The 12,081-nt window shown below is 61.0% G+C and carries 11 protein-coding genes; all 11 read right to left on the bottom strand.

Annotation, left to right across the window (positions count from 1 at the left end):
- Positions 1–450: cell division protein ZapE (zapE, locus tag IIA05_09380; protein ID MCH9027312.1), on the bottom strand; the 450-nt coding region annotated here is incomplete at its 3' end.
- A 12-nt stretch (positions 451–462) separates the two neighbouring features.
- Positions 463–1,122 carry a CoA transferase subunit B gene (locus IIA05_09375; GenBank protein MCH9027311.1) on the bottom strand — a complete coding sequence of 220 codons (660 nt, stop codon included), beginning with the start codon at positions 1,120–1,122 and terminating at the stop codon, positions 463–465.
- An 18-nt stretch (positions 1,123–1,140) separates the two neighbouring features.
- The gene (locus tag IIA05_09370; GenBank protein ID MCH9027310.1) at positions 1,141–1,842 is read right to left on the bottom strand and encodes a CoA transferase subunit A; all 702 of its coding nucleotides are present in this window, start codon (positions 1,840–1,842) and stop codon (positions 1,141–1,143) included.
- Positions 1,843–1,875: 33 nt separating this feature from the next.
- The gene (locus tag IIA05_09365) at positions 1,876–3,516 is read right to left on the bottom strand and encodes an electron transfer flavoprotein-ubiquinone oxidoreductase (GenBank protein MCH9027309.1); all 1,641 of its coding nucleotides are present in this window, start codon (positions 3,514–3,516) and stop codon (positions 1,876–1,878) included.
- Positions 3,488–4,255 carry an SDR family NAD(P)-dependent oxidoreductase gene (locus IIA05_09360; GenBank protein MCH9027308.1) on the bottom strand — a complete coding sequence of 256 codons (768 nt, stop codon included), beginning with the start codon at positions 4,253–4,255 and terminating at the stop codon, positions 3,488–3,490. The genes IIA05_09365 and IIA05_09360 overlap by 29 nt, the downstream gene beginning before the upstream one ends.
- 27 nt (positions 4,256–4,282) lie before the next feature.
- A complete protein-coding gene (locus IIA05_09355; protein ID MCH9027307.1) occupies positions 4,283–5,203 on the bottom strand; it encodes a hydroxymethylglutaryl-CoA lyase in 921 nt (306 codons plus the stop codon).
- The gene (locus tag IIA05_09350) at positions 5,184–7,229 is read right to left on the bottom strand and encodes an acetyl-CoA carboxylase biotin carboxylase subunit (GenBank protein MCH9027306.1); all 2,046 of its coding nucleotides are present in this window, start codon (positions 7,227–7,229) and stop codon (positions 5,184–5,186) included. The genes IIA05_09355 and IIA05_09350 overlap by 20 nt, the downstream gene beginning before the upstream one ends.
- A 3-nt stretch (positions 7,230–7,232) precedes the next feature.
- Entirely contained in the window at positions 7,233–8,006 is a 774-nt protein-coding gene (locus IIA05_09345) for an enoyl-CoA hydratase/isomerase family protein (protein MCH9027305.1), read from the bottom strand.
- 35 nt (positions 8,007–8,041) lie between these two features.
- Positions 8,042–9,652, bottom strand: a complete 1,611-nt coding sequence (locus IIA05_09340) for a methylcrotonoyl-CoA carboxylase (GenBank protein MCH9027304.1) — start codon at positions 9,650–9,652, stop codon at positions 8,042–8,044.
- Positions 9,653–9,673: 21 nt separating this feature from the next.
- Positions 9,674–10,855, bottom strand: coding sequence for an acetyl-CoA C-acyltransferase (locus IIA05_09335; protein ID MCH9027303.1), 1,182 nt, complete (start codon positions 10,853–10,855; stop codon positions 9,674–9,676).
- Positions 10,856–10,901: 46 nt separating this feature from the next.
- Positions 10,902–12,068 (bottom strand): isovaleryl-CoA dehydrogenase, encoded by a 1,167-nt coding sequence (locus tag IIA05_09330; protein MCH9027302.1) that lies wholly within the window; start codon positions 12,066–12,068, stop codon positions 10,902–10,904.
- Between the last annotated feature and the right edge of the window lie 13 nt (positions 12,069–12,081).

Below are 12,081 nucleotides of genomic sequence, written 5' to 3'. Positions count from 1 at the left end.
CAACATTGCATCGGCGATATCGGACACGAAAAACTCGTCGAAACAAATGACCCGGGTGTCTTTGGCGATCTGCGCCGCGATATCTTTGACCGGGTCCTGACGATGCTTGGGGTTTTTTAGCTGTGCGTGCAATTCGTACATGAAACGGTGAAAGTGGCGTCTTTGTTTTTGCCTGAAGGGCAGGGCACGATAAAACATGTCCATCAGATGGGTCTTGCCGCGGCCGACTCCACCCCAAAGGTAAAGGCCTTGGACGGGCGGGATTTCGGTGTTGCGAGAGAGCGCGAGGCGCAACCGCCGCCAGGGCGACAACGAGGCCGGTTCGGCGGTCAACTGCAGATAGATTCGATGCAGCGCCTCGATGGCCTTTTTCTGAGCGGCGTCTGCGACAAAGTCCGGGTCTTCCAGCGCTCGTGCATACCGCTCCCGGGGGGTCGGGCTGGCTTCCATCGGCAGGCGGACTCAGCCGAGCCGCATCTCCGGCACGTCGCCATCGACGATCAACCGGCCCGCCGTTTTCTCCTGGATTTCCTCGACCGATACGCCCGGCGCCCGTTCCACCAAATGGAACGCGCCGTCGTGGATTTCCAGGTAGCCAAGATCGGTAATGACCTTGCGGATACAGTTCACGCCGGTCAGCGGCAGGGTGCACGATTCCAGCAGTTTAGACTGGCCCGATTTACTGGCGTGGGTCATTGTCACGACGATATTCTCGGTTCCGGCGACCAGGTCCATGGCGCCGCCCATGCCCTTGACCAGTTTGCCGGGGATCATCCATGACGCGATGCTGCCGTTCTGATCGATTTCGAATGCACCGAGTACCGTCAGGTCCACATGGGCGCCGCGGATCATCGCGAAACTTTCCGCCGATGAAAAATAGGCGGCGCCGGTGATCGCCGTCACGGTCTGTTTGCCCGCGTTGATCAGGTCGGCATCGACTTCCTCATCGAGCGGGAACGGGCCCATGCCCAGCAAGCCGTTCTCCGATTGCAGCATGACCTCGATGTCCGCCGGAATGTAGTTGGCGACCAGCGTTGGGATCCCGATGCCCAGGTTGACGTAATAACCATCGCGTAACTCGGACGCGACCCGCTGGGCAATCTGTACTCTGCTTAGTGCCATTATCTATCCTTCATATCATCAGGCGCTGCGGATGGTTCGTTGTTCGATACGCTTCTCAAACGTACCTTTGATCAGGCGCTGGACGAAGATTCCGGGCGTATGGATGTGCTCCGGGTCCAGTTCTCCCGGTTCGACGATTTCCTCGACTTCCGCCACGGTGATCTTGCCGGCGGTCGCCATCATCGGGTTGAAATTCTGCGCCGTCATTCGATAGACGAGGTTGCCCATGGTGTCTGCCTTCCACGCCTTGACCAGCGAATAATCCGCGGTCAGCGACTCCTCGAGCACATAGTTGCGCCCGTTGAATTCGCGCGTGTCTTTGCCCTTGGCGACATCCGTGCCATAACCGGTTGCGGTATAAAAAGCGGGTATGCCGGCGCCGCCGGCACGGATTTTTTCCGCCAGCGTGCCCTGCGGCGTCAGGATGACTTCCATTTCTCCCGATATGAACAATCGCTCGAACAAGGCGTTTTCACCGACATAGGAGCCGATCATGGTTTTTATCTGGCGGCCTTCCAGCCACTTGCCGAGCGCGAAACCATCGACCCCGGCATTGTTAGAAATACAGGTGAGTTCCTTGATGCCCATATCCTTGACTTTCTGGATCAGGCCTTCGGGGATGCCGCACAGGCCGAAACCGCCGACCATGACCGTCATGCCGTCGCTCAGACCCGCCAGGGCTTCATCGTAGGTGGCGACTACCTTGTTAAATCCGGCCATCAGCGGGGTCTCCTGGTGCTTGCCTGCGAATGTTCACAAGCCATGGTAATTGGGGCCTGAGCCGCCTTCCGGCGGCACCCAGTCGATAATGCCATAGGGGTCCTTGATATCGCAGGCCTTGCAATGGACGCAATTCGCCGCGTTGATCTGCAGGCGCTTGCCCGCATCGTCGCTGACGATTTCGTAGACCCCGACCGGACAAAATCGCGTGCACGGATTACCGAATTCCTCGGCGCAGCGAGTTATGCAGATGTCGGTGTCGGCAACATGCAGATGCACCGGCTGGTTCTCATCGTGATCGGTCGCCGAGAAATAAACCGACGCCAACTGGTCGCGCGGCGGCAACTCGCGTTTGACCCAGCGGCGCTGTGGCGACTTGTACTCATCCAGTTTTCGCAATGCGCTGTGGTCAGCGTGGTTTCTCAGGGTGTAAGGCATGCGCCCGGCGGTCACGGTCTCCAGCGCTGCATTGGCCAGCCCAACCCAGAATCCCTGGTTGAAGCCCGGGCGGATGTTCCTGACTTTTTTCAGTTCCAGGCCGCTCGGCGAATGCCTGAAGCGGGCGTCAAAGCCCTGGCTGTCGCCGCGCTCGAGGTAGTGCTGGGCCGCCAGCATGCCGCTGCGCAGCGCCATGTGGATCCCCTTGATTTTCGGCACGTTCAGCATGCCCCCGGCATCGCCGACCAGCATCGCGCCCGGCGTTTCCAGGCGCGGCATGGATTGCCAGCCGCCTTCGACGATGGCGCGGGCGCCAGCCGAGACCAGTTCCGCGCCCGCGAGCAGTTTTCTCATCATCGGGTGATGCTTGAACTGCTGAAACGCCTCGAAGGGGGCAAACTCCGGGTCGCGGTAATCGAGCCCGACGACGAAGCCGACATAGACCCGGTCCATATCGAGGTGGTAAACGAAACTGCCGCCATAGACGTCGCCATCCAGCGGCCAGCCCACGCTGTGCAGGATATGGCCTGGTTTGCCGCGGCCATCGGGTAGCTGCCAAAGCTCCTTGAACCCCAGGCCGTAAGTCTGCGGGTCGCAGTCGCGGTCCAGCGAAAACTTGGCGATCAATCCTTTGGCCATGCTGCCGTGGCAGCCTTCGGCCAGCACGGTCAGCCGGCAATGAATATCGACGCCGGCCGCGAAGTTGGGCCCCTCGGAACCATCCGCCTGACGGCCCATGTCGCCGACCCTGACTCCGCTTACGCGATCGTCCGGGTCATACAGCAATTCGTTGCCGGCGAACCCCGGGAAAACGTCGACACCCAACGCTTCGGCCTTTGCCGCCAGCCACGCGCCAAGCTCGTTCAACGACACGATAAAGTTGCCATGGTTGTTCATCTGGGGTGGCAGCGGCAGCGGTATCCTGCGCTTTTTGGTCAACAGCACGAACCGGTCCGTGCTTGCCGCCACGCAGGTTGCGGTAAATTCCCGCCGCCATTCCGGCAACAATTCATCGAGAGCCGCGGGTTCGAGGATGGCGCCCGACAGCAGGTGCGCACCGGCTTCGGCGCCTTTTTCGAGGACGCAGACATCGAGTTCCGGTTTTAGCTGTTTCAGGCGTATCGCGCAGGCGAGCCCGGCCGGGCCGGCCCCGACGATCGCCACCTCGTATTCCATGATGTCGCGTGCGCTTTCCATATTTCTTGGTCTATTTCGCCTGCATCCGGATCGCCCCATCCAGCCGGATGGTTTCGCCGTTGAGCATCGTGTTGCCGAAAATATAGACCACCAGGTCGGCAAATTCATCGGGTCTGCCCAGGCGCGGTGGAAACGGCACTTGCGCGGCCAGCGACTGCTGAACCTTTTCCGGCATTCCCTCCATCATCGGGGTCATGAATATCCCCGGCGCAATGGTCATTACGCGTACGCCGATACGCGAAAACTCCCTGGCAATGGGCAAGGCCATGCCGGCAACGCCGGCTTTCGAAGCCGCATAAGCCGCCTGTCCGATCTGTCCTTCGAAGGCGGCGACCGATGCCGTGCTGATGATCACGCCACGCTCGCCTTCCTCGTTCGGCTCATTGTGCTGCATGGCATCCGCGGCGGCCTTGGCCATCAGGAACGAGCCGATCAGGTTGACCTGGATGACCTTGCTGAAAAGTTCACCCGCCATCGGGCCATCGCGACCCAGTACCCGGCCGGCCCCGAGTATGCCCGCGCAGTTGACCAGCATGTTGACGCCAGCCATATCCTTGGCCGCTTGCGCCACGGCTTTGTTGACCGCTGCCTCTGAACTGACATCGGTGGCGATGAACGCACAGGCCGCACCCAGGTCGCTGGCCGCCGCGTCACCTTGTTCGGAGTTGATATCGAACAAGGTGACCTGGCCGCCCGCGTCGACTATTTTTCTGGCGGTGGCCAGCCCCAGGCCCGAAGCGCCACCGGTGACGATTGCCTTTGCTTTACTGATTTGCATAGTTGTTCCTGTAGCAAGGGTTGATGATTAGTGTTGTTGCCGCCAGGCAATCTGACCGAGGCGGCTGCCGGGCATCCTGTCCAGGTGCCGGCAGATAAAAAGCCCGGCATCGGTGAGTGCGTCGAGATCGATGCCCGTCCGAATCGCCATTCCATGCAGCAGGTATACCAGGTCCTCGCTGGCGACGTTACCGCTCGCACCTTTGGCGTACGGGCAGCCGCCGAGGCCGGCAACGGAAGCATCGATTACCGACACCCCCAGTTCGAGGCACGCAAAAATGCTGGCCAGCGCCTGGCCCCGGGTATCGTGGAAATGAATCGCCAGCTTGTCCATGGCCACCTTTTCGGCCACGGCCGCCAGCATGTCCCGGGCCGCCAGCGGGGTCCCCGCGCCGATGGTGTCGCCGAGCGAAATTTCATAACAACCCAGGCCGGCCAGGCGTTCTGCGAGCCCGGCCACCACGGACGCGCTGATATCGCCTTCGTAAGGACAACCGAGTACGCAGGACAGGTAGCCACGCACCGGCATCCCGTTTTCTTTTGCCAGGCGTATCACCGCTGCGATCCTTTGCAGCGATTCTGCGATACCGGCATTGCTGTTCTTTAGGCTGAAGGTTTCCGATGCGGCGGCAAATACCGCCACCTCGCTGGCGCCGGCAGCGATGGCACGCTGCATCCCCTGTGCGTTGGGCACCAGCACCGGGTAGCGAACGTCCGGCTTTTTACTGATGCCGGCCATGACTTCGGCGGCGTCGGCAAGTTGCGGAACCCATCGCGGGCTGACAAAACTGCTGACTTCGATCGTCGACAGGCCGCATGCGCCGAGGCGGTCGATCAGCTCGATCTTGACGGCTGCCGGCAATGCCTGTTTCTCGTTTTGCAGACCGTCGCGCGCCGAGACTTCGACGACGCGAACCGATTCGGGAAAATTATTCAATGGCTGCCTCATCTGCCTGGATATCGATAAGCGCGACCTCCGCCTCGACGATATCGCCTTCACGGTAAAGGATTTTTTCGACCGTGCCGGCGGTTCGGGCAAGCAGCGTGTATTCCATTTTCATCCCCTCGAGTACCAGCAGTTTGTCGCCCGTTTCGACCCGGTCGCCTTCAGCGACCAGCAGGGCAACAATTTTACCCGGTAATGGCGAGCCTGGGTGAGCATCGTCATCCGTGCTTCCTGGTTCCGACAAGTATGGATTCAGACGCCGCAATTCATGGCACTGGCCATCGGCGCAAAGCTGCAGCCATGGGCCGCGGCAAATGATCGTGGCCGCGATCTCCTGTCCTTCGACCTGCCAGACCGATTCCCGCCAATCGGGGCCTGGCTCAGCCGGCGCAGTGTTCTCTGTGACGCTCAGCGCAAGGCGATCGTCAGCGAAATAGCAGCAATGGCTGTCCGCGGCAGCGGCGGGCAAAACGCGAACGCCGGCCCCGGGCCCGTGGCCATCGTGAAAGCGGAGCAATGAACCGGCTGTTCCCCCCAGACGCCAGGCGTCCGGGTTGTGCCAGGGTGAGCCGGCATCCTGTCCGCCACGCAAGCTGCCAATGCTCGCGGCGTGATTCCTGTGTTCGAGAGAAACGACCGCGGCGATCGCGAGGATCGCGGGTGGCGTGGCCTGGTCCGTCAAGACATCGGCCAGGTGGTTGTCCAGGTAGCCGGTGTCCATGCCGGCGCTGGCAAAAATCTCCGACGCCGCGATTCCACGGAGCAGAGGAAGGTTGTTGCTGACGCCAAACAAGGCGGTACGCGCCAGGCTGGCCCGCAGTTTCTTGGTCGCCGCACGGCGGGACTTGTCATGCACGATCAGCTTGGCCTGCAGCGGGTCGTAATGAATACCGATCCGGTCGCCGTCTGTAATCCCGCTATCGACGCGCAAACCGTTTTCCTGTGGCGGGTAGACAAAGGCTTCCACCGTGCCAGTGGCCGGTAGAAAATCGCGGTACGGGTTTTCTGCATAGATCCGGGCTTCGATGGCATGGCCGTCGCAAGTAATTTGCTCCTGGGTCAGCGGCAGTTCTTCGCCACTGGCGACGCGCAGTTGCCATTCGACCAGGTCCAGGCCGGTAATCATTTCGGTGACCGGATGTTCGACTTGCAGGCGGGTATTCATTTCCATGAAAAAAAACCGGCCATCCCGATCAAGAATGAATTCGACGGTGCCGGCGTTTTGGTAGCCAACTGCGCGGGCGGCTGTTATTGCCGCGGCGGTCATTGCCCTGCGCATATCGTCGGCCACCGAGGGGCAGGGCGCTTCTTCGATGATTTTCTGATAGCGGCGCTGAATCGAACACTCGCGTTCGAACAGATGGACGATATTGCCATGGGTGTCCGCGAAAACCTGGACTTCGACGTGACGGGGATTTTCCAGGAATTTCTCGAGCAGCACGCGGTCATCGCCAAAGCTGCTCCGCGCCTCCCGGCGCGCGGCGTGCAACGCCTCGGCAAAAGCGCTTTCTTCGCGGACGACACGCATGCCTTTGCCGCCGCCACCGGCACAGGGCTTGATCATGACCGGCCAACCGATGCGCCGGGCTTCTTTTTGCAATCCCTGGTCGGTTTGTAGCTCGCCATGATACCCAGGGACCACCGGAACACCGGCTTTTTCCATGATCGTTTTGGCGATGTCCTTGTTGCCCATGCTGGCGATGGTTTCCGCTTCCGGCCCGACGAAAATCAGGCCGTCCTTTTTGCACTGACGCGCGAATTCGGCATTTTCCGAGAGGAACCCATAACCGGGATGAACCGCGTCGGCCCGGCTGGCTTTGGCCGCGGCGAGCAGGCTTTCAATATTCAAGTAGGAATCGGCAGCGGGCGCGGCGCCGATATGCACGGACTCGTCCGCCAGCCGTACATGCAACGCCCGCCGGTCCGCCGCCGAAAAAACGGCGATCGTCGTGATGCCCAGGCGACGGCAGCTGCGGATAATGCGACAGGCGATCTCGCCACGATTGGCGATGAGCAAGCGGCTGATCATCGATTATTTTTCCGTATCCCAGCTCGCAGGTCTTTTCTCCAGGAAAGCCGACAAGCCTTCCTGGCCCTCGGCGGAGACCCGAAGCTGCGCGATGATTTCGGCGGTGCGGCGTTTCAGTTGCGCTGCGTTGCCCCGGCCCGCGCCGGCGACTTCGGCGATCAGGGACTTGCATGCCGCTAGCGCCCGCGGACCGCCTTTGAGCAACATGCGCACTTGCTTTGTCACCGTCTCGTCCAGCCGATCGGCCGGCGTGCACACATGAACCAGGCCGCACGACCTGGCTTCCGAGGCATCGATAGCCTGCGCGGTGAGAAACAGCCGCCGCGCCTGGCGCGGGCCGATCGCCGCGATGACATAAGGCGAGATGACGGCCGGGATCAGTCCCAGCCGGACCTCGGTCAGCGCCATCTTGATATGGTCGGCGGCAATCGCGATATCGCAGCATGCGATCAGACCTACGCCGCCACCGAACGCGTGGCCATTGACCTTGGCAATGGTGGGTTTATCGAGGCCATTCAAAACGCTGAGCATTTCGGCCAGCGCCAGCGCGTCTTCGATATTTTCCGCTTCGTCGAGCGCTGCCATCGAGCGCATCCAGTTCAGGTCGCCACCCGCGCTGAAGGACTGGCCCGCGCCAGTCAGGATCACGATCTTGACCGATTGGTCACGGTTTGCATTCAGCAACTCGCCGGTCAGTTCGGCGATCAGGGCATCGTCAAAAGCGTTGTGCAGCCGTGGGCGATTCAGCGTCAGCGTCAACACGCCACGATCGTCCATGCCTTTCAGTATGCTGGCCGGTCCGGGCATCGTCGTCACATCCGGAAAATGGCGTAGCCGTCATCGGCGCCGACCGGCGCATTGAGGGCCGCCGAGATCGCCAGCCCGAGCACCCGCCGCGTATCGAGCGGGTCGATGATGCCGTCGTCCCATAGTCTCGAACTTGCGTAATAAGGATGTCCCTGGCTTTCGTACTGGGCCGCTATCTGGTTCTTGAAGTCTGCCTCGTCTCGTGCGGCCCATTTCTCGCCGCGGCGTTCCATGCCGTCGCGTTTCACGGTTGCCAGCACGCCGGCGGCCTGCTCGCCCCCCATGACCGAGATCCGCGCGTTCGGCCACATCCACAGGAAGCGTCCGCCATAGGCGCGGCCACACATCGCGTAATTGCCGGCGCCAAAACTGCCGCCGATAATGACGGTGAATTTTGGCACCATCGCACAGGCGACCGCGTTGACCATTTTCGCCCCGTCCTTGGCGATACCGGCGTGTTCATATTTCTTGCCGACCATAAACCCGGTGATGTTCTGCAAGAACACCAGCGGGATGCCCCGGCGATTGCAAAGCTGTATGAAATGCGCGCCCTTGAGCGCCGATTCGGAAAACAGGATGCCGTTGTTGGCGACGATGCCGATCGGGTATCCGTGCAGATGGGCAAAGCCGCAGACCAGCGATTTTCCATACAGGGCCTTGAATTCCTGGAATTGGGAAGCGTCCACCAGCCGGGCAATGACTTCCCGAATGTCGTAAGGGTAACGCGTATCGGTCGGGATAATGCCGTAGATTTCCTCCGCGTCGTAATGCGGATCGGCGACCTCACGGGTCTGCAGGCCATGGCATTTGATCCGGTTCAGGCTGCCGACGATGTCCCTGGCGATCGACAGGGCGTGGCCGTCGTTATCCGCAAGATAATCGGCGACTCCCGAAATCCGGGTATGCACATCGCCGCCGCCGAGTTCTTCGGCATCGACGATTTCGCCGGTGGCCGCTTTGACCAGTGGCGGCCCGCCAAGAAAAATCGTGCCCTGGTTACGCACGATGATGGCTTCGTCGCACATGGCCGGCACATAGGCGCCACCGGCGGTACAGGATCCGAGTACCACGGCGATCTGCGGTATGCCGCGGGCCGATAATTGCGCCTGGTTATAGAAAATCCGGCCAAAATGATCGCGGTCCGGGAAAACTTCATCCTGCATGGGTAAGAAGGCGCCGCCGGAGTCCACCAGGTAAACGCAAGGCAATCTGTTTTCCAGCGCGATTTCCTGGGCGCGTAAATGTTTTTTTACGGTCATCGGGTAATAGGTGCCGCCTTTGACGGTCGCGTCATTGGCCACCACGACCACTTCATGGCCATTGACCCGCCCGATACCGGTGATCAGCCCCGCGCAGGGAGCCTGGTCGTCGTACTGCCCGTAGGCAGCCAGTTGCGACAGTTCGAGGAACGCCGAGCCTTCATCCAGCAGGGCCTCGATACGTTGCCGGGGCAGGAGTTTGCCGCGTGCGAGGTGCTTTTCCCTGGCCCTTGCACTACCGCCAAGCGCGATTTTTTCGCAGGTGGTTTGCAGATCCCCGACCTGCGCCAGCATCGCCTCCCGGTTGGTTTTGAAAACCTGGCTGCTGGTATCGATCTTGCTTTTGATGACGGGCATGGATGAGCGAGGCCTACGGGATCAGGGCACTTCGACCGCGACAGCCGTGGCTTCGCCGCCGCCGATACACAAGGCCGCGATACCGCGTTTCAGGCCGCGATTGCGCAAGGCATGAATCAGCGTGACGAGGATCCTGGCGCCGGTCGCGCCGATCGGGTGGCCCAGCGCGCAGGCGCCGCCGTTGACGTTCAGTTTTTCGTGCGGGATGCCCAGCTCCTTGATCGGCGCCATCGCGACACAGGCAAACGCTTCGTTGATTTCGTAAAGATCCACATCCTCGACCCGCCAGCCGATTTTCTCTTGCAGATTCGCGATCGCGCTGACCGGTGCGGTGGTAAACCATTCGGGCGCATGGGCAAAACCGCCGTGATCGACGATGCTCGCCAGCGGTTCCAGCCCTCGTTTTTCGGCCTCGGACGCGGCCATCAGCACCAGCGCAGCGGCGCCATCGGAAATCGACGATGAACTGGCCGCGGTGACGGTGCCGCCATCGCGCTTGAACGCCGGCCGCATCGTGGGAATTTTTTCCAGGTCACAGTTAAAGGGTTCTTCATCGTTTTCGACGACGGTTTCGCCCTTGCGTGTCTTGATGGTCAGCGGCGTGACTTCATCGCGAAAGCGACCGGATTCCACGGCATCGATCGCGCGGGTCACGGATTCGATCGTGTATGCATCCTGCTGTTCTCGCGTGAAACCATATTTGTCGACGCACATCTCCGCAAAGTGGCCCATCATGTTGCCGTCATACGGGTTCTGCAGGCCATCGAAAAACATGTGATCCAGCGCTTGCTGATGACCCATGCGATAGCCGGACCTGGCTCTTGGCAACAGGTACGGGGCGTTGCTCATCGATTCCATGCCGCCGGCGAGAACGATATCGGCGCTGCCCGCGCGGATCATGTCGTGGCCAAGTGTCGCGGCTTTCATTCCCGAGCCGCAGACTTTGTTGATGGTCGTGCAGGGGATCGATTCGGGCAAACCCGCGGCCAGCGCCGCCTGCCTGGCGGGCGCCTGGCCGAGACCGGCCGGCAATACGCAACCGGAGACGACTTCGCTGATTTGCGCGGCCTCGACCTTGCTGTCCGCCAGCGCCGCACGATTTGCCGCGGCGCCGAGATCGACTGCGCTCAATGGCGAAAGACCACCCTGGAAACTGCCGATGGGTGTGCGGCGCGCCGCTACGATTACCACTAAGTCGGGCATTGCTGGTCTCCTTCGGAAGCGCTCACTCAGCAGCGGCTTCGTGTCTTTATGGCCCGGTCGCCTTGAACAGTTCGCGGCCGATCAACAGGCGGCGTATTTCGGTTGTACCGGCGCCGATCTCGTATAGTTTCGCGTCCCGCAGCAGGCGGCCGGTCGGGTATTCATTAATATACCCGTTGCCGCCCAGCGCCTGTATCGCCTCCAGCGCGACATCGACCGCGGCCCCGGAGGCGTATAGCAGGCAGGCTGCGGAGTCTTGCCGGGTTGGCTGGCCGCGATCGAACTGTTCGGCGGTGCGGTAAGTGAAAGCGCGCGCCGACTGCAGCGCCGTGTACATGTCGGCAATCTTGCCCTGCATAATGCCGAAGGTGCCGATCGGCTTGCCAAACTGTTTGCGTTCATGGATATAGGGCATGACCTCGTCCATGCAGTTTTGCATGATGCCGAGCGGACCGCCGGACAGGACCAGGCGTTCCGAATCCAGGCCGCGCATCAGGATATAGGTACCGGCATTTTCCTCGCCAAGCAGGTTGTCATGCGGAATCAGGCAGTCCTCGAACACCAGTTCGCAGGTGTTGGATCCGCGCATGCCCAGCTTGTCCAGCTTCTGCGCTTTGCTGAAACCTTCGGTTGTCGCTTCGACGATAAACGCGCTGACCGTTTTCGATCCGAGTTCGGCGGGCGCGGTCCGCATATAGACCAGCGAAATATGCGCTTCCGGCCCGTTGGTAATCCACATTTTCGAGCCGTTGGCCAGCCAGCCGCCGGTGGTCTTCTTCGCGCTACAGCTCATCGATCCGATCACATCGGAACCGGCGCCCGCTTCCGACATGGCCAGCGCGCCGACCCATTCGCCGCTGCAGAGTTTCGGCAGGAATTTCCCGCGTTGCTCGTCGTTGGCGTTGAGATAGATATTGTTGACGCAAAGATTGGAATGAGCGGCGTAGGACAGGCCGACGGAGGCCGATGCGCGGGATATTTCTTCCATCGCAACGACATGCGCGAGGTAACTCAAGCCCGAACCGCCGAATTCCTCGGGCACGGTCATGCCGAGCAATCCCAGATCGCCCAGTTTGGACCAAAGGTCGGCTGGAAACTCGTTGCTGCGATCGATCTCGGCCGCGCGCGGCGCGATTTCCTCAGCGGCGAATCGGCGCACGGTATCGCGCAACAGGTCCAGATCTTCGTTGATATGGGTATTGAAGGCGCTCACTTATCTATTATGC

It is taken from the genome of Pseudomonadota bacterium, from assembly GCA_022572885.1.
Classification (GTDB): Bacteria; Pseudomonadota; Gammaproteobacteria; order Steroidobacterales; family MnTg04; genus MnTg04.
This window is presented reverse-complemented; position numbering and strand designations above follow the sequence as displayed.